The 24,141-nt window shown below is 58.1% G+C and carries 19 protein-coding genes and 2 tRNA genes; 10 read left to right on the forward strand and 11 right to left on the reverse strand.

Going from position 1 to position 24,141, the window contains the following annotated elements:
- Positions 1-255: 255 nt before the first annotated feature.
- The 3 genes from UR504_RS10605 (at position 256) to ldtA (ending at position 4,386) form a co-directional block, all read left to right on the forward strand.
- Positions 256-687: a universal stress protein gene (locus UR504_RS10605; RefSeq protein WP_127731568.1), complete on the forward strand. Its 432-nt coding sequence runs from the start codon at positions 256-258 to the stop codon at positions 685-687.
- A gap of 47 nt (positions 688-734) precedes the next feature.
- Positions 735-3,428: a cation-transporting P-type ATPase gene (locus UR504_RS10610; protein WP_302235173.1), complete on the forward strand. Its 2,694-nt coding sequence runs from the start codon at positions 735-737 to the stop codon at positions 3,426-3,428.
- A 61-nt stretch (positions 3,429-3,489) separates the two neighbouring features.
- Complete coding sequence (gene ldtA, locus UR504_RS10615) at positions 3,490-4,386, forward strand: L,D-transpeptidase (RefSeq protein WP_302235174.1); 897 nt, start codon at positions 3,490-3,492, stop codon at positions 4,384-4,386.
- 117 nt (positions 4,387-4,503) lie between these two features.
- On the opposite strand, the gene UR504_RS10620 is transcribed toward ldtA, so the two are convergent.
- Positions 4,504-4,579, reverse strand: a tRNA-Asn gene (locus UR504_RS10620).
- Positions 4,580-4,899: 320 nt separating this feature from the next.
- On the opposite strand from UR504_RS10620, the gene nac reads away from it, so the two are divergent.
- Together nac and cbl are read left to right on the forward strand one after the other, a co-directional pair.
- Positions 4,900-5,817 carry a nitrogen assimilation transcriptional regulator NAC gene (nac, locus tag UR504_RS10625; protein ID WP_111966053.1) on the forward strand — a complete coding sequence of 306 codons (918 nt, stop codon included), beginning with the start codon at positions 4,900-4,902 and terminating at the stop codon, positions 5,815-5,817.
- A gap of 96 nt (positions 5,818-5,913) precedes the next feature.
- Positions 5,914-6,864: an HTH-type transcriptional regulator Cbl gene (gene cbl / locus UR504_RS10630; RefSeq protein ID WP_111966052.1), complete on the forward strand. Its 951-nt coding sequence runs from the start codon at positions 5,914-5,916 to the stop codon at positions 6,862-6,864.
- 54 nt (positions 6,865-6,918) lie between these two features.
- On the opposite strand, the gene UR504_RS10635 is transcribed toward cbl, so the two are convergent.
- The gene (locus UR504_RS10635) at positions 6,919-7,839 is read right to left on the reverse strand and encodes a LysR family transcriptional regulator (protein ID WP_127731566.1); all 921 of its coding nucleotides are present in this window, start codon (positions 7,837-7,839) and stop codon (positions 6,919-6,921) included.
- Positions 7,840-7,980: 141 nt separating this feature from the next.
- Here UR504_RS10635 and UR504_RS10640 point away from each other — a divergent pair, with 141 nt between their 5' ends.
- The gene (locus tag UR504_RS10640; RefSeq protein WP_302235178.1) at positions 7,981-8,370 is read left to right on the forward strand and encodes a RidA family protein; all 390 of its coding nucleotides are present in this window, start codon (positions 7,981-7,983) and stop codon (positions 8,368-8,370) included.
- A gap of 191 nt (positions 8,371-8,561) precedes the next feature.
- Here the strand turns inward: UR504_RS10640 and UR504_RS10645 are convergent.
- The 6 genes from UR504_RS10645 to UR504_RS10670 form a co-directional block, all read right to left on the reverse strand.
- A tRNA-Asn gene (locus UR504_RS10645) sits at positions 8,562-8,637 on the reverse strand.
- Between the two features lie 164 nt (positions 8,638-8,801).
- A complete protein-coding gene (locus tag UR504_RS10650; RefSeq protein ID WP_115875755.1) occupies positions 8,802-10,991 on the reverse strand; it encodes a TonB-dependent siderophore receptor in 2,190 nt (729 codons plus the stop codon).
- Positions 10,992-11,017: 26 nt separating this feature from the next.
- Entirely contained in the window at positions 11,018-12,343 is a 1,326-nt protein-coding gene (locus tag UR504_RS10655; protein WP_302235179.1) for a lysine N(6)-hydroxylase/L-ornithine N(5)-oxygenase family protein, read from the reverse strand.
- On the reverse strand, positions 12,340-14,082 hold the full coding sequence (gene iucC / locus UR504_RS10660; protein ID WP_302235180.1) for an aerobactin synthase IucC: 1,743 nt from the start codon (positions 14,080-14,082) through the stop codon (positions 12,340-12,342). Before iucC ends, UR504_RS10655 begins: the two co-directional genes overlap by 4 nt.
- Positions 14,079-15,026 carry a GNAT family N-acetyltransferase gene (locus UR504_RS10665; RefSeq protein ID WP_302235181.1) on the reverse strand — a complete coding sequence of 316 codons (948 nt, stop codon included), beginning with the start codon at positions 15,024-15,026 and terminating at the stop codon, positions 14,079-14,081. Before UR504_RS10665 ends, iucC begins: the two co-directional genes overlap by 4 nt.
- On the reverse strand, positions 15,026-16,768 hold the full coding sequence (locus UR504_RS10670; protein WP_302235182.1) for an IucA/IucC family protein: 1,743 nt from the start codon (positions 16,766-16,768) through the stop codon (positions 15,026-15,028). The genes UR504_RS10665 and UR504_RS10670 overlap by 1 nt, the downstream gene beginning before the upstream one ends.
- Positions 16,769-16,906: 138 nt before the next feature.
- Here UR504_RS10670 and UR504_RS10675 point away from each other — a divergent pair, with 138 nt between their 5' ends.
- Positions 16,907-18,118: an MFS transporter gene (locus tag UR504_RS10675; RefSeq protein ID WP_115875750.1), complete on the forward strand. Its 1,212-nt coding sequence runs from the start codon at positions 16,907-16,909 to the stop codon at positions 18,116-18,118.
- Here the strand turns inward: UR504_RS10675 and mtfA are convergent.
- Positions 18,115-18,912, reverse strand: coding sequence for a DgsA anti-repressor MtfA (mtfA, locus tag UR504_RS10680; RefSeq protein ID WP_111966040.1), 798 nt, complete (start codon positions 18,910-18,912; stop codon positions 18,115-18,117). The two genes, UR504_RS10675 and mtfA, sit on opposite strands and share 4 nt — an antisense overlap.
- A 215-nt stretch (positions 18,913-19,127) precedes the next feature.
- Here mtfA and UR504_RS10685 point away from each other — a divergent pair, with 215 nt between their 5' ends.
- The 3 genes from UR504_RS10685 to UR504_RS10695 all read left to right on the forward strand — a co-directional run bounded on the left by UR504_RS10685 (position 19,128) and on the right by UR504_RS10695 (position 21,792).
- Positions 19,128-19,274: a DUF2256 domain-containing protein gene (locus UR504_RS10685; protein WP_071530926.1), complete on the forward strand. Its 147-nt coding sequence runs from the start codon at positions 19,128-19,130 to the stop codon at positions 19,272-19,274.
- The gene (locus UR504_RS10690; protein WP_302235184.1) at positions 19,271-20,800 is read left to right on the forward strand and encodes a cryptochrome/photolyase family protein; all 1,530 of its coding nucleotides are present in this window, start codon (positions 19,271-19,273) and stop codon (positions 20,798-20,800) included. The genes UR504_RS10685 and UR504_RS10690 overlap by 4 nt, the downstream gene beginning before the upstream one ends.
- Before the next feature lie 92 nt (positions 20,801-20,892).
- Positions 20,893-21,792: a LysR family transcriptional regulator gene (locus tag UR504_RS10695; RefSeq protein WP_111966038.1), complete on the forward strand. Its 900-nt coding sequence runs from the start codon at positions 20,893-20,895 to the stop codon at positions 21,790-21,792.
- Here the strand turns inward: UR504_RS10695 and UR504_RS10700 are convergent.
- Together UR504_RS10700 and UR504_RS10705 are read right to left on the reverse strand one after the other, a co-directional pair.
- Positions 21,767-22,555: a substrate-binding domain-containing protein gene (locus UR504_RS10700; RefSeq protein WP_302235186.1), complete on the reverse strand. Its 789-nt coding sequence runs from the start codon at positions 22,553-22,555 to the stop codon at positions 21,767-21,769. The two genes, UR504_RS10695 and UR504_RS10700, sit on opposite strands and share 26 nt — an antisense overlap.
- A complete protein-coding gene (locus UR504_RS10705; protein WP_127731546.1) occupies positions 22,552-23,865 on the reverse strand; it encodes an MFS transporter in 1,314 nt (437 codons plus the stop codon). The genes UR504_RS10700 and UR504_RS10705 overlap by 4 nt, the downstream gene beginning before the upstream one ends.
- Positions 23,866-24,141: the final 276 nt, after the last annotated feature.

Raw genomic sequence — 24,141 nt, forward strand, 5'->3', positions numbered from 1 at the left:
CAGGCGGATCAGGCTTAAACCATACATAAATTCCTCCATGAGCCGGAAGCGGTGGCTGACTATGAGCATAGTCTGCGAAAAGATAAATGTTAAATAACCATTATCAGTGGGCAAGCGCTAAACCTGATATTCCTGTGCTACGTTTAATATCATCCATCTCTTTTTACCGTAACTGGCATTAAGGGCAACCCCCTGCATTTAATGCGTTTTTTTGCTTCATTCACTCTCGTGTTGGTTATAAAAAGGATGCTCGATATGTATAAAAACATTCTCGTTCCGGTGGATGTCTACGAGACAAGCCTGGCGGATAAAGCGTTGCAGCATGCACATTTTCTGGCGCAAAGCGCATCGGGTGACATTCATTTGCTGCACGTCATGCCCAAATTTTCAGCCGAACTGACGCGCGGTTTTATTTCAGATGCGCGCAAGATGGATGAATATATGATTAATAATTCGAAAGAAAAACTGTCTGACCTGGTCAAAAAATTGAATCTGCCGGAAGATCGTGTCCATCTCCATGTTCGTAGCGGAAATGTTCGTGATGAGGTTATTAAGCTGGCGGATGAACTTGCTGCTGGCGCGATTATTGTCGGCTCTCGAAATCCCAATATTCAAACCCATTTGTTAGGTTCGGAGGCGGCAAGTATTGTCCGTTACGCCCATGTTCCTGTTTTCGTTATTCGTTAATTACATGAAAGCAAGGTGATTTCTGAATAGAACCTGAGGAAGGAACGATGAAAACAGGAAAACCTGAACGTCCGTATTATCAACAAACCGTTGACGAAACCCTGTCGAATATCCACTCCACTCTGGAAGGACTTAGCGGCACTGAGGCATCAGCCCGACTTCAGCAGCATGGTGAGAATGCGTTGCCGCAAAAAAAGGGCAAACCCGCCTGGCTGCGCTTCCTTGCGCATTTTAACGATGTATTGATTTACGTTCTGCTGGTGGCCGCGTTGCTTAAGCTCTTAATGGGCCACTGGGTAGACATGTTTGTGATCCTTGGGGTTGCCATCATTAACGCCCTGATTGGCCATATCCAGGAGAGCAATGCTGAAAAATCGTTGCAGAGTATTCGCAATATGCTCTCCAGCGAAGCCGTGGTGGTACGACAGGGGAATCATGAAACGATCCCCACCACGGCGCTGGTCCCGGGAGATATCGTGGTGATCCGTGCCGGGGATCGTATCCCTGCGGACCTGCGCGTCATTGAAGCGCATAACCTTCGCGTGGAGGAGGCCATCCTGACCGGCGAATCCACCGTTGTTGAGAAAAACAGCGATGCGTTAAGCGGGGAACGGCCGTTAGGTGACCGGTATAATCTGCTCTACTCAGGCACCACCGTTAGCTCCGGCGGCGGTAAAGGCGTGGTGGTGGCAACCGGGGGCGAGACCGAGCTTGGCCACATCAATCAGATGATGTCCGACATTGAAAAGCACCGCACGCCGCTGATGGTGCAGATGGATAAGCTCGGTAAAACCATCTTTATTACTATCCTGGTCATGATGGTGGCGCTGTTTGTCTTTAGCCTCCTGTTCCGGGATATGCCGGTTTCTGAACTGGTGCTGTCGCTTATCAGCCTCGCCGTTGCCGCCGTGCCGGAAGGCCTGCCGGCCATCATTTCCATCATCCTTTCGCTTGGTGTACAGGCCATGGCGCGACGCAAGGCCATCATTCGCAAGCTGCCTACGGTGGAAACGCTGGGTGCGATGACGGTCATCTGCTCGGATAAAACCGGCACCCTGACGATGAATGAAATGACGGTCAAAGCGGTGATTACCGCTGACACGACCTATCGCGTGGAGGGCGACAGCTACGAACCGGTGGGGAATATTCACCCCGTAGATGACCCGACGCCCGTCAGCGTGACGCAGGGTTCCCTGCTGGAACGCTACCTGCGTACAATCGACCTCTGCAATGACAGCCAGCTGATCAAAGACGAGCAGGGGCTGTGGAAAATCACCGGCGGTCCGACCGAGGGCGCGCTGAAGGTGCTGGCGGCGAAAATTTCGCTTCCACCGCTTGATACCGAAATGCGCAGCAAAATCCCGTTTGATTCGCAGTATAAATACATGTCCACCCTGTACCGGCTGGGCGAAGAAGAGGCGATTTTAATCACCGGCGCGCCGGACGTCCTGTTCCGCCTCTGCCAGTACCAGCAGACGAATGACGGACTGCAGCCTTTCGATCAGCCTTACTGGGAAGGAAAGATTGAAGAGTATGCCCGGGAAGGGTTGCGTATGGTGGCTGCGGCCTGGAAACCTGCCCGCGAGGGACAGCGCGAGCTGGATCACCCGGACCTCCATGATGGCGTGATCCTGCTGGGTATTGCAGGAATGATGGATCCGCCGCGTCCGGAGGCCATAACCGCGATTGCCGACTGTCTGCAGGCCGGGATCCGCGTGAAAATGATCACCGGCGACCACCCGCAAACGGCCATGAGCATTGGGCAAATGTTGGGGATTGGTAACGCCGCAAGCGCTATCACCGGACGCGAGCTGGAGGCAATGGACGATCGTCAGCTGAGCGACGCCGCGCAACAGTACGATATTTTCGCCCGAACCAGCCCGGAGGATAAATTCCGCCTCGTGCAGGCCCTGCAAAGTAAACAGGAAGTGGTGGGCATGACCGGGGATGGCGTAAATGATGCCCCGGCGCTCAAGCGGGCGGATGTGGGTATCGCCATGGGGATTAAGGGGACGGAAGTCACCAAGGAAGCCGCCGACATGGTGTTAACGGATGACAACTTTGCCACCATTGCCAGTGCGGTGCACGAGGGACGTCGGGTTTACGATAACCTGAAAAAAACCATTCTGTTCGTTATCCCGAGCAACATCGCGCAGGCCCTGCTGATCATCATCGCGCTGCTGGCGGGGAACCTGATCCCGCTCACCCCGGTCCTTATCCTGTGGATGAACATGGCGACGTCGGCAACGCTGTCGTTTGGCCTGGCGTTTGAAGCGGGTGAAAAGGACATCATGAACCGCCCACCGCGTAAGGCGAATCTGCATGTGATGGATGGCTATGCCATCTGGCGCGTGGTGTTTGTCGGTCTGATGATTGCTATTAGCGCCTTCGTGCTGGAAGCGTGGCTACAGCCGCGCGGCTATTCGGCGGAATTTATCCGTACCGTGCTGCTGCAAACCCTGGTGACCGCGCAGTGGTTCTACATGCTTAACTGCCGCGTTAATGATGGCTTCTCGCTGAGCAAAGGCCTGCTGGCGAATAAAGGGATTTGGATCGTGAGCGGCGTACTGCTGGCGCTACAGCTTCTTATCATCTACGCACCGTTCATGCAGATGCTGTTTGGCACCGAAGCGCTGCCGTTCCGCTACTGGGTCATCACCTTGCTGATTGGTTTTGTGATGTTCCTTATTGTCGAGGCGGAGAAAGTGCTGACGCGCAGGTGGCGCAAAACCGAAGCGTAATAGCGTAAACTGAGAAAGCCTGCCTGAGCCCGGGCTTTCTCTTTTTTGAGCACAGGATATTATGATGCGACTTACCTGGTTCGTCCTTGCGCTGTGTGCCGCTATACCCGGCGCGTTTGCCGTAACCTATACCCTACCGCCGGAAGGAAGTCGTCTGGTGGGAACCCCGATTATCATCACCGTTCCTGAAGGTAACACGCTGCCTCTGGAAGCCTTTGCCGCGCAGTACGGGCAGGGGCTAAGCAATCTGCTGGAAGCGAACCCGGGCGTAGATCCTTTTTTGCCTAAATCCGGCACCCGGCTGACGATCCCTCAGCAGCTGATTTTGCCCGACACCGTCCGCGAGGGCATTATCGTGAATGCTGCGGAAATGCGTCTCTACTATTATCCGCCTGGCGGCAATACCGTTGAAGTTCTGCCCATCGGCATCGGTCAGGCCGGACGCGAAACTCCGCGTAACTGGGTGACGGCCGTTGAGCGTAAGCAGGAGGGGCCAACCTGGTCTCCGACGCCGAACACGCGCCGTGCCTATGCGGCAGAAGGGAAAACGCTTCCGGCATTCGTACCCGCCGGGCCGGATAACCCGATGGGCTTGTATGCGATTTATATTGGCAGGCTGTATGCCATTCACGGCACAAACTCGAATTTCGGCATCGGGCTACGGGTGAGCCAGGGCTGTATCCGTCTGCGCAATAACGACATCAAATACCTTTTCGATAACGTTCCCGCAGGAACCCGCGTGCAGCTTATCGACAGGCCGGTTAAAGTCACCACCGAGCCGGACGGCAGCCGCTGGGTGGAAGTTCACGAGCCATTATCACGCAACCGCGCGGAGTTTGAATCGACCAGTAAAGTGCCGCTGCCCATTTCAGCCGCGCAGCGAACGCAGCTGATAAACGAGGGGGCAGGAGCCGAACTGGAACGGCGGTCCGGGATGCCGGTGAAGCTTGGCATGTAAAGGCATAGTGCGGGGACACACGAGTCCCGTAGGGCGGGTAAGGCGAAGCCGCCACCCGACAATTTTACCCGACGCAGGAAAGCAAAAAGCCTGCTTCAAAAGCAGGCTTTTCAAATTTGGCTCCTCTGACTGGACTCGAACCAGTGACATACGGATTAACAGTCCGCCGTTCTACCGACTGAACTACAGAGGAATCGTGTGAACGGGGCGCATATTATCGACCTGCGTTCGCCTTGTCAAAGGGTGGATCTACGCCTTTTGATCGTTTGCTGACAAAATCGGCAAAGTGATGTTTTTGGCAGCGGAATGCACCGTCATGGTGCGGGTATACCCCTAATGGGGCAGATCATAAACTGCTGTTTCGGTAATAAAACCCCCCTCCATGATTAGGTTTCCTTATTTTCAGGCGCTTAGCGCCCAATTCAGACCGCCTGGTAAAAGTGGCATTCATATTGCAAAACCTGTTCAACAACGACAGCCGGTTCCGGCACAGCATTTCGAACAGGGGGCAAAATGAACTTAAGACGACTGAAATACTTCGTAAAAATCGTCGATATCGGCAGCCTGACTCAAGCGGCAGAAGTGCTGCATATCGCGCAGCCTGCGCTGAGCCAGCAGGTGGCTACTCTGGAAGGCGAGATGGATCAGCAGCTACTGATTCGTACCAAACGCGGCGTTACGCCAACGGAAGCAGGCAAAATCCTCTATACCCACGCACGCACCATTCTTCGCCAGTGTGAACAGGCGCAGCTGGCGGTGAACAACGTAGGCCAGACGCTGAGCGGGCACGTTTCTATCGGCCTGGCGCCGGGAACGGCCGCGTCCTCTATTACCATGCCGCTGCTGCAGGCTGTCCGCGCCGAGCTGCCTGAAGTTCTGGTCTATCTGCACGAAAACAGCGGTTCCGTACTGAATGAAAAACTGCTCAACGGCCAGTTAGATATGGCGGTTCTTTACGATCGCTCCCCGGTCGCCGGGATCACCAGCCAGCCGCTGCTGAAAGAAGATCTCTACCTCGTGGGCACCCGCGACTGTCCGGGTCAGAGCGTAGACCTTACCGCCGTGGCAGAGATGAACCTCTATCTGCCGCGCGACTACAGCGCCGTGCGCGTGCGCGTGGACGAAGCGTTCTCCCTGCGCCGCCTGACGGCCAAAATCATCGGTGAAATTGACTCAATCTCCACGCTCACCGCGGCCATTGCCAGCGGGATGGGGGTGACCGTGCTGCCGGAATCCGCAGCCCGCTCGCTGTGCAGCGCGGCAAACGGCTGGATGGCGCGGATCACCACGCCTTCCATGAGCCTGCCGCTGTCGCTGAACATGTCTGCTCGCGGTTCGCTGTCGCCGCAGGCGCAGGCGGTAAAAGAAATTTTGATGTCGCTGGTAAGCAAGCCGTCGCTTGAGAACCGTGAACTCCAGCTCGTGAGCTGATATTCCATAAAAGCATAAGATGCTGGTTTTTATTATTTGTTCTGCAGCGCGACAGACTCTAACAATAGAGCTATGTCAGATGCGCCGGAGTGAATCGTGAATTTCCAGCAACTTAAAATCATCCGTGAGGCGGCCAGGCGGGACTACAACCTGACCGAGGTCGCCAATATGCTTTATACCTCTCAGTCCGGCGTCAGCCGCCATATCCGCGAGCTCGAAGAGGAACTGGGCATAGAGATCTTTATCCGTCGCGGCAAGCGACTGCTCGGCATGACGGAGCCGGGTAAGGCTTTGCTCACCATCGCAGAGCGGATCCTCAACGAGGCCAGCAACGTGCGTCGTCTGGCGGATCTCTTCACCAATGACGCTTCGGGCGTGCTCACCATCGCCACCACCCACACCCAGGCGCGCTACAGCCTGCCGCCGGTGATCAAAGCGTTCCGCGAACTTTTCCCTGACGTCCGTCTGGAGCTTATTCAGGGCACGCCGCAGGAAATTGAAGTGCTGCTGCAAAACGGTGGGGCGGATATCGGTATCGCCAGCGAACGCCTGAGCAACGACCCGCTGCTGGTGGCGTTCCCCTGGTTCCGCTGGTACCACAGCTTATTACTCCCGGTCGATCATCCGCTCAATCAGGTCTCTCCCCTGACGCTGGAAGACGTTGCGAAATGGCCGCTCATTACCTACCGCCAGGGGATCACCGGACGCTCGCGTATTGATGAAGCCTTCAACCGTAAAGGATTAACGCCGGACATCGTGCTGAGCGCGCAGGATTCTGACGTGATCAAAACCTACGTCGAGCTGGGGCTGGGCATTGGGCTGGTGGCGGAACAGTCCAGCGGAGAACGCGAAGACGGTAACCTGGTGCGTCTTGACACGCGTCACCTGTTTGACGCCAACACCGTATGGCTTGGCCTGAAGCGCGGACAGCTGCAGCGCAACTATGTGTGGCGCTTTATCGAGCTGTGCAATGCCGGGCTGTCGGTGGATGAGATTAAACGTCAGGTCATGGAGCCGGAAGAAGTGGCGATTGATTATCAGATTTAGGTGCGGGTTTGCCCGGTGGCGCTGCGCTGGCCGAATCAGGGGGCAGGGATGTCGTCACTTGTTGTAAGTAGTGGGGACATGCTGCTGCATCAACTCAACGATCCAATCAATAAAAACGCGCAGTCTGGCGTTGACATGGCGGTTAGGCGGAAATGCCAGGTACAGGGGCATTGGAGCAATACGCCAGCGTTCAAATAGCGGAATCAAGGCACCGCGAGCCTGATGTGCTGCCGCCATATAGACCGGCAGCGCAATCACGCCCAATCCCGCTAGCCCAGCTTCGAGGTAAGCATTGCCATCATCCACGGCAAGTACATAGTTGCCCGTGATTTCAATATGTTCACTCTCATCGTTCAGTACCAGAGGATCAATCTTACCGGTGCGTGAGGATAAGAATCCCACTATGCGATGGTCGGTATTTTCCAGCTCTCGCGGGTGCGCAGGGGCGCCGAGGCGTTCCACATAGCTCGGTGCGACGTAAACACCGATTTGCAAATCGCCGACATGGCGTGCGATCAGGGACTGGTCGTTGATTTCGCCGCCCCGCACGACACAATCCACGTTGTCGCCGATCAGATCCACCACCCGGTCACTCACGCCCATGTCGAACTGAATTTCAGGGTAGCGCGCGTGAAAAGCCGGTAGCGCGGGCACCAGCACCAGGCGGGCGAGAGGAGTCGGCACATCTACCCGCAGGCGTCCCCTGGGCGTCATCGTCGCACTGGACAGGCTGTTTTCAGCATCTTCCATGTCCGCCAGCAGGCGGATGACGCGCTCGTAGTAGACCGCGCCATCAGGAGTAACGCCGAGCCTGCGGGTGGTGCGATGGAGCAATTTGACGCGCAGGCGCGCTTCGAGCTGCTGAATGAGCTGCGTCACTGTAGTTTTGCTCATATGAAGCGTTTGGGCAGCCTTTGTGAAGCTACCTGCCTCCACCACGCGAGCAAAGGCGCGCATCGCGTCGAAACGATCCATCCCTTGTCCTCTCTTTTCACCGATTGTTTGGATATTACAAACAATGATGGACAAAGTCGCTTGTTTATCCGCCCGAACCTGCACCTGTAAAGTGTCTTTATGTTCAACGGGCTGATTTCGCCCTATTTCAAAGGTACAAACATGACAACACGCGAAGCTGTTTTTCCCCTCGGACGCCAGGCGCTCTATGAGCGCAATCGGTATTCACCGGCCATCAAATCCAACGGTTTCCTGTTTGTTTCGGGGCAGGTGGGTAGCCGCGAGGATGGTTCGCCTGAGCCCGATCTGAAAGCGCAGGTCAGGCTGGCCTTCGATAATCTTATTGCTGTCCTCGCGGCTGCGGGCTGCACGTTCGATGACGTGGTTGACGTGACCCTCTTTGTCGTCGATCCCGAGTCAAACCTCGACGCAATCTGGAGTATCCTGCCAGAATATTGGGGGGAAGCGCCTTACCCTACGCTGACCGGGGTCGGCGTGACGTGGCTGTACGGGTTCCAGTTTGAATTTAAGGTGATTGCCAGGCTGCCCTGAGTATTACTGGTCTTTCCGCCAGTCGAAAATAAGACAGAGGAAAAATGATGAGAGCAGCGGTTTATTGCCCGGAGGCGCTGCGCTTACCGTGCCCCAGGGTCCCCTGGGCCGGGTAAGGCGAAGCCGCCACCCGACAAATTTCCGGACGCAGAAAAGCAAAAAGCCTGCTTCAAAAGCAGGCTTTTCAAATTTGGCTCCTCTGACTGGACTCGAACCAGTGACATACGGATTAACAGTCCGCCGTTCTACCGACTGAACTACAGAGGAATCGTGTGAACGAGGCGCATAGTAGCGACCTCAGTTCGCCTTGTCAAAGGGTGAAAACGCGCTTTTTGTTCGTTTGCCGACAATTTCAGCAAATCGCTGATTTTATAGTAAATTTGCGTTGAAATTACACAGCGAAATGCGCCGCCCGCAGGCGGCGCGCAGGATTAGAACAGTACGGAGTAGTTCAGACCAAACGTCCGTCCACGGCCTTTATAGGTATACAGACCCGGTGCACCGTAGGTTGGGCTATACAGCCCCGGCGCGCGCTGGCCCCAGGCGGTGGTGTAGTCTTTGTCCAGCAGGTTTTCCACGCTGAAGCTGACCTTACCCACCGGCAGGGCGTAGCTGCCCAGGAAGTCGACCGTGTTATAGCCATCAATCTTCTTGCCGTCGGAGTCTGACACGTCAAAGGTCTGCGTGCTCTGCACGCGCAGGGTCCAGTCGCCCGGCGCCCAGTTGACCCACGCGCTGGCTTTCGACGGGCTGGCGCTGTCAACCGTCAGCTTCTCCCATTTCCCGTTTTCGCGGGTTTCTGACTTGATGGCGTTAAAGTTCGCGCCCGTGCTCCAGTCGCTGTCGGTGAAGAAATAGTCCACCTGACCTTCCACCCCGTAGATACGACGCTTGTCGTCTTCCAGGTTGATGGTCATATCCGTCTTGTTGATGGTGATGGTTTTATCCGAGAGCGAGTAATATGCCGCGACCTGGGTGCGCAGGTTATCCCCGGTGTAGCGCCAGCCCAGCTCATAAGCGTTGACCTTGATACCGTCCAGCGTCGAGTCGTTGACATTGACGCTGTTCAGCAGGCGATAGTGACCGTTGCTGAGCTGATAGGTGCCGGAGCCGTAGTACTTCGCCAGGTCCGGAATTTCGAAGCCCTGGGAGAAGTTAAACCACAGCTGCTGCTGTTCGGTCAGGCGACCGAGGATCCCGGCGTTAAACAGGAAGTTGTTGTAATCGGTTTTACCGCCCGGCACCGCGTCGGCGGAGGCTGCTTTCCCGGTGGCGATGGCCTGCTGCTGGGTGTAACCGACAAAATCGTCTACCTTGTTCTCGGTGTACTGGTAGCGCACGCCGCCGCTCAGGGTGATGGCGTCAATATCGTAGCTGGCCTGCAGGAACGGGGCGAGGTTGGTGATGCTGTAGCCCGGGTAGCGGCCCACGTTGTAGGCGTTATCCAGCTCCATGCCGCCGCTCGCTGCGGCCTTGCTCAGGTTAAAGAACTGCTGGTTGGCATCGAAGGTTTCGTGGTCGGCATCCACACCCCAGGTCAGCGTTAAATCGTCCACCGGCTTGCTGTTCAGCGTCAGCTTGCCGCCGTAAAAATCGGTTTTCTGCTGCGACGCGCCGATGCTGCTCACCACGCCTTTGGTCAGGGTCGGGAACGGATAGTAGGTCAGGCTCTCGTCGCGATAATAAATCTGCGCAACGAGATCCTGGCCCCAGAAGTCGGTATTGGAGTACTGCAGGTTGATCAGATGGCGTTCGGTACCCGGTACGCGGTCAGAATCCAGATTACCTTTGTTGTACGCGGTCGCATCCCCCGTGACCGCCGAGAAGTTCTTCCCGAGATACAGACCATGCTTACCGTCGGACTCGCTCTTGTAGTACTGGGTAGTCAGCTGCAGCTGCTGATGATCGTCGATGTTAATGGTGCCTGTGCCCATCACGTCAATACGGTCAGAATACTGTAATCCGGTCTGGGTGTTATCGATGATCACCTCGTTGCCGTTGCCGTCATACCAGCCGCCGTAGCGCTGATACGACACCGACAGACGACCGGAAGCGTTATCGTTGCCGCCGCTGACCGCTGCCGACACGTTCTCATCGTGGTCGTTATGGCTATTAAACCCGCTCTTTGTCCCGGTCTGGAACTCGACCTCGGTCTCCGGCTGGCCCTTTTTGGTGACGATGTTCACCAGGCCACCGGTGCTGCCGCCGCCGTAGAGTGACGTTGCGCCGGAGATGACTTCGATACGGTCAATGTTGAACGGATCGATAGAGTCCAGCTGGCGGCTGTCGCTGCGGGACGAGTTCAGGCGAACGCCGTCCACCATCACCATCATGGAGCGGCCGCGCAGGTTCATGCCGTAGTTGGTACGGCCCTGGCTGCTGACGTCCATGCCCGGGATCAGCTGTGCCAGCACCTCTTTAATCTCTTTCCCGCCCTGAACCTGCTGTTCAATTTCAGCCCGTTCAATGACCCAGGTAGTCTGCGCCATCTCCGCCACGCTGCGGTGCGCGCGGCTGGCGGAGACAACGATATTTTCTTCCTTTTGTTCTTCCGCCCACGCAGAGGTAGAAAGCATTGCAAGCAAACAAGGATTTAAAACCCAAAGATGAGAACGTTTCATTGTTATGTTGACCCTGATTGTGTGTGTCAGTACTCGGTGGTTTTTGCTAAGGATTTAAAAACCTGACTGTTCTCCGGGCTGGTGGTGCTTCGCCAGTGGATAACGCCAGGGGTGGTAGCCAGCTCAAACGGCTCGTCGCCGTGCGCGCGATTCAAAATTCGCGCCGCACGCCAGGCCATCAGGCTGAGCTGGGGTTCGGCAATGCCGAGACGGTGCATCCCGGCATTCACGGCGAACAGGCGGTTGCTCTGCGGGCCATCCCATTCGAGGGTGAAATCGTTGTTGATGCAGAAGGCTTCGTCCGTATCCAGATGCAGGCGGTGAGACAGCGGCGCGAGGAACGCAGGCTGCACGGCGCGATAGCCGGTGGCGAAGATCGTCACGTCGCTCTCCAGCTGCTCGCGGCCGCCGTCGAGATGATGCTTTATGCTCAGGCACTGGCCGTTTTCCAGGCGCGTCAGGGCCGTCACCGAGCGGGACGGCATCAGGTGCGCCCAGGGTTTTTCACGCAGCACTTCAAAGCGGTGGTACATGGCGCGGTAAATCGCCAGCAGGGACTCGGTGGTGATGCCGTCGGAGGTCATCTTCTGCTCGTGCAGCATTTGGCGACGCGCCTCTGCACCGAGCGTAGAGAAGCTGTCCACGTACTCCGGCGTGAAATACTCGTTAGCAAAGGCGGCTTCATCCAGCGCGTTGTAGTTGTTGCGGCGCGAGACCCAGTTCAGGCTCAGCGGCTGGCCCCATTCGCCACGGAAAATATTCAGGAACAGGTCGGCGCCGCTCTGGCCGCCGCCGACGACGGTAACGCGTTTGCCGGTGAGATCCGGCGTGCGCAGCATCATCTCGCTGGCGTGGAAGCAGGTATCGTCCTGTGTCGTAACGCAGTCCGGCAGGTTAATCTGTTTGCCAATCCCCACGCAGACGTGGCGCGCCAGGAAGCGGTCGCGCTGGGTCACCACCTCAAACAGGCCGCTTTTCTCATCAAAGTTCACCTGCTGCACCTGCTGGCTGAAGGCAAGGTTGGTGAGGTTGTCTGCCGCCCAGCACAGGTAGTCCGCAAACTCTTCGCGGGAGACGGTGCGCTGCTCGGTGGTCAGGAAGCGGTAGAACTTTTTGCGCTGCACCAGGTAGTTCAGGAAGCTGTGGCGGTTGGTCGGCTCAACGGCGCTGACCAGATCCTTCAGGAAGCTGGTCTGCATGTGGCAGTCCGGCACCATCATTCCCGGGTGCCAGGAGAAGTGCGGTTTACGCTCGAGGAACAGCGAGCTAAAGCCGTCCAGCCCTTCCGCCAGCGCGGCGACGCTGAGGTTAAAAGGGCCGATACCAATGCCGATGAAATCATAGGTTTTCATTGCGCTGACTCCCTGGAGGCCAGAAAAAGAGGGTTGTCTAGGTCGGTGACGTAGTTCGGCAGCATGCGGCTGCCGCCGTCGTGTTCGGAGAAGGTCAGTTTGACCGGGTTGAGGATCACGCGAATAATCTGCGGCTTGAAGAGATCGAATTTGGCGAAGCGTTCCGCAAGCTCGGGGTGCGCGGCCATATAGCGGTGCAGAACCCCGGCGAGGATCTGATAGAAACGCGTTTCGCTGACGCCGCTTTGCAGCGTGAGGCGCGAGATAAAACGCAGCACCGTCACAAAGTTGCCGGTTTGCAGATCGTGAATGATGTAATCCGCGCTCAGGCGCGCCGTGACGGCCTTCACCTGTTCCGGCAGGCTCTGGGCCTGCGGGAAATCCTCGTCCACCAGGCGCATATCGCCCTGGAAATCCTTCAGCAGGATGCGTTGGGGAATGTAGTCCTTCATCACCAGCGTCACGTTCTGCCCGTGGGCGATCAGCGCCACGCCGTAGCGGCAGAGCAGGTGATAGAACGGGATCACCGTTGCCTCAAACAGCTTTTCCAGCCACGCTTCGGCGCTTAACCCCGAGCGTTTAATCCACGCGTCGATCAGCGGGCGCCCGTCGTTGTCGGTTTCCATTAGCGCCGCCAGCAGCACCGCCTGTTCGCCGTCCTGAAGATAACAGGATGGGTTCTCGCGCCAGATCACCCCCAGCATCTCCTGATAGCGATAGGGCGCTTTCGGCAGCGCCGCATAGCCGGGGTGCGACAGGTATCCGGCTGCGGGTTCGCCCAGTACCTGCGCGCCAGAGCGGGCAAGCGTAGCGTCGCTGGCGAACTGCTGCTGCAGCCAGCGCGAGGCCAGCGGCCCGGCGGCAATGTATTTGCCCGGAATACCGCGATAGCAGGAGGTGTTGTAGATCGTCAGCGGAAGCTTGATGTCAAACGGCGCGCGACGGCTGGCGTTGGTGAGCGTGCGCAGGGACTGCTGCGCCAGATACTCGTCGCCAAATTCGCCCAGCTCAACCATCTCACCGCGCGCCAGCTGCGCCAGGAAATGAATGGCGATTTTCTGCTGCCACTGCCACGGATGCAGCGGCACCGGCAGCCAGCCGTCGTTGAGACCCAGCGCCTGCCAGCGGGCGTCAAAGCGGGTGCGCTCGGCGTTGTCCATGGCGCTGGCCAGCAGGGCGCTGATATCGCAATCGACGTCGCTGCTCCAGACCAGATGCTCCCGCTGAACGGCAACCCAGTGCAGACGAAAACGTCCGCGGTACTCCGGCGCGTACTGGCGCAGCGCGTCCAGACCCCAGCCGCGGCGGCCTTTGTTGAAAATAAACTTCGGGTGGCCGCGCATCAGACACTGTAATTCGTCCGGGTCGAGGTGGATCAGCGCGTCCGCGTCCAGCGCGTCACGCGCCTGCAGCAGCTGCATATCGCCGCGAAGCGTGGCGTAGAGATCTTCCATGTGCTCCGCCGTTTGCGCGTCGCTCATCTCCAGCACCGCTGCCAGCTGCAGCAGCGCGCTCTCCGCCTCCACGGCGGCACCGCTGGCGGCGATCAGGCTGTCCGGGTCGATATGCAGCCAGCCCCAGATCCCGCGCGCGGCGCGAAACTGCCATGACTCGTTGCCCATGGTGATGCGCCAGGCGTCAGACGAAACTGGCTCGGCGCGCAGGGTGCGTTCATACTCCAGCTCGGCGAGGATCTTCGCCACCATCTCGCGGTTCACTTTTTCCCAGAGCGCGTTCACAGGCCCACCTCGCTGAAGAAGCGGTGACGCTGGCTCATGATGAGGCGCGAGCGCTTGTGCGGGAAGTCGAACTCTTTCACGGTGTCGAAACCGGCAGAGGCCAGATGGCGGAACAGGCGCTGGTTGTCGAAGCGCGGCTCGGCGACGATGCGCGCGGTGCGCGGTTCATCGAGATACAGATAGTGGCTCAGGCCGCGCAGCCAGCTGCGGATGTACTGCGCGCCGCGCCAGTTCTCTTCGCCCACCAGCATGTGTAGCCCGCGGTCAAACGGCTGCCAGCGATAGTGGCGGCCAATGCGGTCTTCCGCCGCCCAGTAGAGTTCAAAATAGCCAAACGGCTGGTCGTCGAAGCAGCCGATAACCGGGTAGCAGTAGGTCGAGTCGAGCTGACGGCGCAGGTAGTTTTCCTGCTCGGCCTGCGGGCCCGCCATCTCCCAGAAGGCGTTCACGCGCGGGTTGTTCATCCAGCGGGTAAAACGCTCGCCGTCCAGCGCCACGTCGGCCACGCGGAAGCTGAGGGTGCGCTTAATCTGCGGATCGTAACGGCGATACACTTCACCCTGCGGGCGGCGAGGGCGCAGCGGGAAGTACAGCTGACGGCTCTCGTCAAACTGCATTCCGCCGCTCGCCTGCGGCCGTTCGCCTTTCAGCCACAGCGGCAGCTGCCAGAAGGCGTCGCGCGCCAGATAATCTCCGTGGGCCAGGCCAAACAGCGCCCGAGCCTGGGGTTCATCCTGCCAGTCCGCCCACGGCAACGTAACGCCGGTCAGCGCGGGGGCGGCAACAAACAGCTGATCCAGCGCTTGCACCAACCAGCCGTCCGGGAGCCCCTTCAGACGCTCCAGCACCGCGCTGCCGTCGAGACCCAACGTCAGCGGCAGCGCGCGATCCGTTGCGGTGCAGCGAAAGCCGTAGCCGGAATGGACAATATTCGCGATGGCCATCACGCCTTCTCCTTGTAAAACGGGTTGCTAAAGTCGAAATAGATCACCGCCGGATCGGCGATGGTGTTTTCATTGCGATCGTGCAGGTAGCAGAAGAAGTTGCCTTTGCAGTTCCAGGTCGGGCTGTCGAGAACGTAGTCGAGGCAGCGGGTCTGCTTCGCCGTGCGGCGCAGTTGGGCCAGCGCAGCACGCACCCGGCACATCAGGCTCTCTTCGCTGTCGAAACCGGCGGCAGCGAGGGCGGCGGTGACGGCAAGGGTAGAGTTCAGCAGCAGGTAGTAAGGGAAGTAGCGCAGCAGCTGGCTCTCGCCGAAGCGGTTTTCCACCTCCGTTTCGCCAGCTTCTTTCAGCCACGCGTCGGCACTTTCGGTCCACGCGCTGCCCTGGCAGTCGCGGTAGATAAGTCCGATCGGGAAATCCTGCTGCATCTCAACGAGGATATTTTGCTGGTGCGCCAGCAGGACCAGGCCGTAGTCCGCCTCGGCGCTGAACAGCGGAAGCAATACGCGGTCGCAGTAGGCGTCCAGCCAGCAGCGGGCGGCCTGGGCGAGCGGTAAATCAAGACGCTGGCTCAGACGGCGCACCGCCGCGGCCAGCAGGCTGTCGCCGCCGTCCGGCGCGGCCTGCGTCAGGCTGACCAGCACGTTGGTCTGGGTGTCTGGCGTATCGAACAGCAGATTGACGCGCAGGGCCATCAGGCTCTCTTCCTGAATAGCGCCGCTTTCGTCACGCAGCCCCGCCCAGCCGTCTTCCTGCATCACGCGCATGGTCGGGTAGCGCGCCTGTAATTCCTGCCAGCGTTCCGTTTTTGCCAGACGCGCCAGGCGCATGCCGCGCTTCACCTCTTTCACCGACAGCGTGCGCACGGAGTTGGTCAGGCGCACGCTGAGAGAGAACTTAATCATGTCGCTGTTGGTTTCGCTGTAAAGCGAGCGTGACGAGCTGGTGGGCAGCCACTGCGCGCCCGCTTCACCCAGGTCCTGCAGTGAACCGTTTTCTGCCAGACGCTGGCACCAGTCCTGCTCCAGCAGATAGTCGGCCTGCCACGGATGCATGGGCAGCAGCCAGCGGGTGTCGGTGAATTGGCCGAGCAGCTCGGGCGCGCTCTGGGCCGCAAAGCGCAGCAGACGTTCGCGCAGGGAGACGTTCAGGCTGTCGCCGGCAACGAGCGTGCTCTCAACGGCAAACCAGCGCAGCGGGAAGCGGGAGGCGAAATCGGGCAGGTAGCGGCGCGCCTCGGCTTCGTTGAACGGCTCGTGCGACTTCGGTGCCGGGTGAAACGCGTGGCCGACCAGCAGCGCCTGTTCCGCGTCGGCAAACGTCAGCGGCTTATCGCGCAGTGTTGCCCAGTTGTGGCGTAAATCAATCGCCTGCCAGGTGTGGGCATGGCTTTCGAGAACGCGCTGCTTAAAACGCGCCAGCGTATCGGCATCCAGCGAGCCTTTTACGGACGGTTTTTCAATAATTAAATCAACCAGTTGAGAGAATGTGACGGCGTCACCGTTATCACTCTTGCTATGAATCAGCGTTGCCGGGAAACGGTACTGATGGTGCTGGGTGGGAGAGAAATAGCGTACCGGTACCCGAAGCGCCTGGGTTTGGGAAAGCGGGATATGGATCTCAGATAGCGCATCCGCATCGGTAGCGGGGAGATAGCGCCAGTCCTTCGTTTCGCGCAACAGGGCGTTTAAAAAACACTGGGCTGCAACGTCTGTACCGGCGGCGCGGAGCAGAGCACGCATAGATGTACCTCATTCCATGATTGATAATAATTCTCGTTATGATATTCATTCTGTTTACAGTCGCAACCATTTTTGCAATATTTGTTTTCATAAACTTCATAATTTCCACACATTTATTGACACTATGTTCACATTCTCATGCGCGCTGACTCTGAAATATTGACCGAAAACGTCACCTCAAAAGCCAACTGGCCCCTGGCGTTATGTGCGGGTTTATTAGGTATCGGGCAAAACGGCCTGCTGGTGATGCTCCCGCAGCTGGTGAACCTGACCGGGCTGTCGCTCTCGGTCTGGGCCGGACTGTTGATGTTTGGATCCATGCTTTTTTTACCCGCATCGCCCTGGTGGGGGCGTCAAAGCGAGCGAAAGGGGTGTAAGTACGTGATGCTCGCCTCGCTGGGCGGCTATCTGGCCAGTTTTGTAGTGATGGCGCTGATGGTCTGGGCGATGGCGGCCGGAAGGCTGGATACGGTCTGGGGGCTGGCGGGGCTTATATTCTCGCGCCTGCTCTACGGACTGACGGTCTCGGGGCTGGTGCCTGCAGCCCAGACGTGGGCAATTCAGCGTGCGGGACTGGAGAAAAGAATGGCCGCGCTGGCGACGATAAGCTCCGGCCTCAGCTGCGGGCGTTTGCTCGGCCCGCCGCTGGCGGCGCTGATGCTCAGCGTTAATCCGGTGGCGCCGCTCTGGCTGATGGCGGTTGCGCCGCTTATCGCTCTGCTGCTGGTGCTTCGCGAAGTCGCTGATCCGCCGCTACCGCCGGTAGCCCACCAGGCAACCCGCCTGCAGGCCTCCATGCTGCCGTTCCTGCTGCTGGCGCTGCTGCTGGCGGCGCTGGTAAGCCTGATGCAGCTTGGCCTGTCGCCGCATCTTAGCCCGTTGCTGGACGGCAACGCCCGGGAGATCAGCCATCATGTCGCGTTTCTGCTGAGCCTTGCCGCGCTGGCCACGCTCGCGGCACAGTTTCTGGTGGTCCGCCCGCAGCATTTCACCCCGATGACGTTGCTCTGCGTAGCGGCGGTGTTGATGGTGGCAGGACTAGGGCTGATGACTGTCGCCGGTTTAGCGCTGTTCTACGTGGGGATTGTTATCACGTCACTCGGGGCGGCGATGGCCACGCCGGGCTACCAGCTGCTGCTTAACGACAGGCTGACCACCGGGAAAGGGGCGGGCGTTATCGCCACCAGCCACACGTTAGGCTACGGCGTCAGCGCGCTGCTGGTGCCCGTGGTGACGCGTTTTTACGGCGAGCAGTCTTTAACGGTAGCCGCATGGGGAATGGCATTGCTGTTTTTAGCGTTGAGCATAGGGGTACGGTCAACCGAGCGTCCCCCTGCTGAAAAACCTTAATGGATCTGGCGGGAGGAATGGCCGCCAGACTCCTCATTTTGCCGCAGACGCTGCAGGGGATCCTGCTGATAAAACTGGCAGAAACGCTGCCACAGCGCCGGGAAACGGGGCGCGAAGAGCTCGGGCGCGCTGAAGAAATACTCCGAGAGCACCGCAAAGCACTCGGCCGGGTCGGTTGCCGCATAGGCGTCAATGCTGGCCGCGCTTTCGCCGACTAGGTCTATTTCATCCTGGATGTTATCCATCGCCGCGTGCAGATCGTGCTCCCAGCCCGCCACTTCGCGAAGCGGGATAAATGGAACGCCGCTGGCGCGATCGCCGTTGCGGGTATCCAGCTTGTGGGCTACCTCATGGATAATCAGGTTAAAACCGGAGGCGTCGAACGAGTCCTGAATGTCGAGCCAGTTCAGAATAATCGGCCCCTGCTGCCAGCTTTGTCCGGACTGCACCACGCGCTGGTTGTGCACCAGCCCGATATCGTCCTGCCATTCGTCATCCACCACGAAAGGTGCGGGATAGATAAGCACTTCGTGGAAACCGTCCAGCCACTCAATGCCGAGCTCAAGCACCGGAAGACAGAAAAGCAGGGCGATGCGGGCGTTTTTAAGCGGATCGAGCTCGAAACCCTGCAGTGGAACCAGGCGTTTTTGCTGTAAAAAACGATCCGCAAGCTGAACCAGTTTCGCTTGTTCATCCGGCTTAAGATTAGCCAGAACAGGGATTGTCAGCGCGTCATTCCATGGCAGCGCCATATCCCGGCCAGCTTCATTCGTTTTCCAGGGCCACTTTATCATCGCTTTGCTCGCAAACTCGTTACTTGAACAAAAATGGGAAAGTCAGGTTCGGTTAAGATGCCAGAAAATCGCGCACTGCGACAATTCCAGCCTGAATAAACTATCATTCGTACGTAGCGGTGGGTAGCGGTTTGCGGGCATCACCTTCATTTTGTGAAGTCTGTCGTAGCCTTCATCCACAGGTTCAGTGAAGAAATCAGTACGGTATTGAAAAGATGAGCGATTTTAAAGGTAACAAGCAGGACCTGCCCAGTCGGCTGTGTGTGCACTGCCAGCGACCCATGACGTGGCGCAAGAAATGGGCTAAATGCTGGAATGAGGTTAAATACTGTTCCGAGCGCTGTCGCAGGAGCCACCGTTGACCGAGCTGCGTCTGATCCTGGGCGATCAGCTTAATCCGCATCACAGCTGGTTTGATACCTGCAGTCCGAACGTCATTTACGTGATGCTGGAACTCCGGGCCGAAACCGCCTATGTGCTTCATCACGCCCAGAAAGTTATCGCTATCTTCGCCGCCATGCGCGCGTTTGCCTCTGCATTAAAGGAGAAGGGGCATCGGATGAGGTATGTCCGGCTCTCTGACGGCTCAAACCGCGGCGCGCTTGAAGACAATCTCAACGCGCTTGTCGCGCATTACAGCGCGGGTAGGGTGATATGGCAGGAGCCCGACGAATGGCGTCTGGATACGCAGCTGCAGGCGTGGGCGAAGACGGCCTCCGTTGAAACGGCCTGCGTCAGCAGCGAGCATTTTTTCACCACGCGGGAACAGGTCAGCGCGTTCTTTGCAACGCGCAAAAGCTGGCGAATGGAGTACTTTTACCGGGAAATGCGTCGTCAGCACGGCATTCTTTTGACATCAGAAGGCGAGCCGGAAGGGGGGAAATGGAACTTCGATGCTGAAAACCGCAAGCGCTGGTCCGGCGAGCCGCCCGCGCCGGGCGACTCGCGTCCCGGCCACGATTATTCAGCCTTATGGGCGGAGATCCAACGCTGTGGGGTAAAGACCTTCGGCGAACCGCAGGCCGACAATTTTCGCTGGCCGCTTAACCGTTCGGAAGCCAAAGCCAGGCTTGAGGAATTTATCACTCACGTGCTCCCCCATTTTGGCGCCTGGCAGGACGCGATGCATGCGGAGGAACCTTTTCTTTTCCACTCGTTAATTTCATTCGCGCTAAACACCAAAATGCTTAATCCGCGGGAAGTGGTCGCAGCCGCCCAGCAGGCATGGCGTTCGGGCCATGCGCCGCTGCCCGCCGTTGAAGGGTTTATCCGACAAATTCTCGGCTGGCGGGAGTACGTGCGTGGGATTTACTGGTCGCAGATGCCGGGCTATCGGGATCTGAATGCCTTAGACCAGCACGCTCCGCTGCCGGACTGGTTCTGGACCGGCAGGACGCAGATGCGCTGCCTGTCACATGCTATTGGGCAGTCGCTCACCGAGGCTTACGCCCACCATATCCAGCGCCTGATGGTCATCGGGAACTTTAGCCTGCTCAGCGGCCTGTCGCCGCAGGCGGTTCATGAATGGTATCTGGGGGTCTATATTGATGCCTTCGAATGGGTGGAGCTGCCCAACACCCTCGGCATGAGCCAGTTTGGCGATGGCGGGTTACTGGCGAGTAAACCCTACGTCTCGAGCGCGTCATATATTCATAAGATGAGTAATTACTGTCAGGGGTGCCGGTATCAACATAACCAGCGCACTGGGGAGCTGGCGTGCCCCTTTAATGCCCTTTACTGGGATTTCTTTGCGCGCAATCAGGCGCGTCTGGGTAACAATCCCCGCCTGGGCATTGTCTTTAAACAGCTTGCGGACATGAAGGAAGAGGAGCGGCAGGCCATTGCCGATCGTGCAGGGTATGTTCGCCTGCATCTCAACGACCTCTGACCTATTTCATCGCCGTACAGGTTGCGGTGGTTCAGTAAGACGCTATTATTTTTGACTTTGTTGCGTATTCCCTGACAGGACATCCAGACGCTATGCCCGTGAATTTTGACCTTAACGATCTTTATGCTTTCAGAGCGTTAGTGGAATACGGTAACTTCCGTGTCGCCGCTGAATCTATCTGTTTATCCCAGTCGGCGCTGAGCCGCAGGATTGAAAAGCTGGAAGCCGCGCTGGGAAACCGGCTGTTCGATCGTACCACCCGCCGCGTGGCCTTAACGTTATACGGGCAAAATTTTGCCGAGCGCTCCGCGCAGCTGCTCGACAACGTTGAGTCAATGCTGGCGGATGTCGATAAGGCCAGCGAAGAGCGGACGGGGCTGATCACGGTTGCCACGGTACCTTCCGCCGCCTGTTACTTTATGCCTGATGTGATCCGTCGCTTTCAGTCTCGCTATCCGCGCGTGCGCATTAAGCTCATTGACAGCAGCGCGGGGAATGTGATTGACGCCGTGGCCCGAAGCCAGGCGGATTTTGGTATCTGCTTCGCAGGAAACCTGCCGTCTGAAATCGAATTTTTCCCGCTGGTGGAGGATGTCTACGTCGCGGCGTGCAGAAAGGATCATCCGCTGGCGCAGAAGAGTCACCTGACGTGGCAGGCATTTTATCAGCAGGATTATATCTCTCTCGATAAAACGTCAGGTAACCGCAATCTGCTCGATCGGATGCTGGGGGATATCGTTCCCGAGCGGCCCAGCGTCTGCGAAACACGTCACGTTACCACGATGCTCGGTATGGTTGAGGCGGGGATCGGCATCGCTGCCGTTCCCGCCATGTCGATGCCGACCTCAGAGCACACGCTGCTGACGCATCTGCCGCTGGTGGCGCCGGAGGTCAAACGCACCGTAGGGCTTATCCGGCGCCGGGGGCGCATCCAGTCTTATATCGCGGCTGAACTGGAAAAGCAGATCACCGAGCAGTATCGCCGGACGTAACGGGGATCATCCCCGTCTTCTCGATGACGGCGCGTGAGGGCGGTGAGGCGAGATAGGTCAGCAGCGCTTTCCCCTCGTCAGGATGTTCAGCGTGACGGGTGACCGCACCCGCGAAGCGCGTGATGTATTGCAGATTATCCGGGATTTTACCGATAAAGGTGACGCCCTGAACGGGCAGCAGCTCGCTAACCTGCTGGAAGCCCACGGCGTATTTTCCTTTCGCCACTTCAGAGGCGACCGGGATACGCTCGACCATTGTCGCTTTACCCGCCACTTCTTTTTCAATCCCCAGCTTTTTGAACAACGTCTGGCTGACGTACCTGCCGCTGGCGCTGTCAGAGTAGGCGATGGAGCTGGCCTGCAGCAGCGTTTCACGCAGTTTCGCATCGCTGCTGATATCAGGGACATCCGCACCTTTTTTCACCACCATGCCAACGGGAGAGTCCGCGAGTTCAGTTCGCGAACCCGGCTGGGTCTGGCTGGCTTTTTCGAGCTTCTCCAGCGCATCGCCCACCATAATCACCACGTCGGCCTTCTCGCCGCGCGCCAGGCGGTTTGGGATCGCCTGCGGCGTAGCGCCCATTGAGGGGCCGGGGATGATCACGATTTTATCCCCGGTCTGGCGTTCATATTCCGGAGCCAGTTTTTCAAGGGCGGCTTTGAAGCCGCCTGAGATCATGACCTTTACGTCCTGGGCAAAGGCATTGACGCTCAGGAACATCAGCACCAGCGCGCTGGTGGTATAGCGATAAGTGCGTTTCATACTGCCCCCTGTGACTTGACGGTATTTTGCAGCGATACCGCACGGCGGCGGTAGAGGTAGAGCGTGGCCAGCAGGGCACACACCGCGGCGAAGCTCATCCAGTAGCCAGGCGAAGCTTTGTCACCGGTGTATTCAATCAGCGCGGTGGACATTACCGGGGTAAAGCCGCCAAAGACCGCCGTTGCCAGGCTGTAAGCCAGCGAGAAGCCCGCCACGCGCACTTCAGCAGGCATAATCTCCGTCAGGGCCGGGATCATCGCGCCGTTATACAGGCCGTAGAGGAAGGAGAGCCACAGCAGCACGCTCAGCATCATGGAGAAGCTGGGGGCGCTCGCCAGCAGCGTCAGGGCCGGGTAGCTGGTCGCCAGCGCCAGCAGGGTCATGGCAATCAGCACCGGCTTGCGGCCGAAACGGTCCGACAGGGCACCGCCCACCGGCAGCCAGATGAAGTTAGAAACCGCCACCAGCAGCGTGACCAGCAGGCTGTCCGACGCGCTCAGCATCAGCACTTTTTTGCCAAAGGTGGGAGCGTAGACGGTGATCAGGTAGAACGCGGTGGTGGTCATCGCTACCATCAGCATGCCCGCGACCACCACCTGCCAGTTGCCAAGCAGCGTTTTAAAGACCTGACGCATCTCCAGATGCTGGCGGCGCGCGCTGAACTCTTCCGTCTCTTCCAGCTTGCGGCGCAGGAAGAAGATAAACGGCACGATTAAACAGCCGAACAGGAACGGGATGCGCCAGCCCCATTCGCGAATGGCGCTCTCCGCCATCAGGGCATTCAGCGCAAAGCCCATCGCCGCGGCGACCATAATGGCGACCTGCTGGCTACCGGACTGCCAGCTGGTGTAAAAACCCTTGCGGCCCGGCGTGGCGATTTCAGCCAGATAGACCGACACGCCTCCAAGCTCCGCGCCGGCGGAAAAGCCCTGCAGCAGACGGCCCGTCAGCACAAGCAGCGGCGCCCACAGACCAATGCTTTGATAAGAGGGGATAAGCACGATCAGAAACGTCCCCGCCGCCATGATGGACAGCGTGACGATCAGTCCCTTTCTGCGCCCCACCTTGTCGATATAGGCGCCAAGCACGATGGCCCCGATGGGACGCATCAAAAAGCCCGCGCCGAAGACGGCGAAGGTCATCATCAGCGACGCAAATTCACTGCTTGCCGGGAAGAACGTGTGGGCGATATAGGTGGCATAGAAGCCGAACAGAAAGAAATCGAATTGCTCAAGAAAGTTGCCGGACGTGACGCGAAGTATCGCGCCCGCCTTCGAACGTACGGTTGCAGGTGAGGTTGAGGAAAACATGGTTATCTCCAGTTTTATTGTTGACGTTTTACGCGTCTGTTTCTGAAAACTGGATCAGGATGAGGAATTAGATAAGCGCAAATGCCGCATCGACTGATGCATTTCTTGCATGAATATAATCCGACAAATAAATACAATTAATGACAACAATAACTTAACAAACTGTTGGCTTTTTATTCACCAATATTCTGTAAGTCTCTGATATTGCGATTTTGTGATGTGGCGCAGAGGCGCGTTTCAGAATGAGCCGGGTAACCGCGTCGTTACCCGGCGGAG

The organism is Enterobacter sp. 241F3, from assembly GCF_034106785.1.
GTDB lineage: Bacteria > Pseudomonadota > Gammaproteobacteria > Enterobacterales > Enterobacteriaceae > Enterobacter > Enterobacter vonholyi.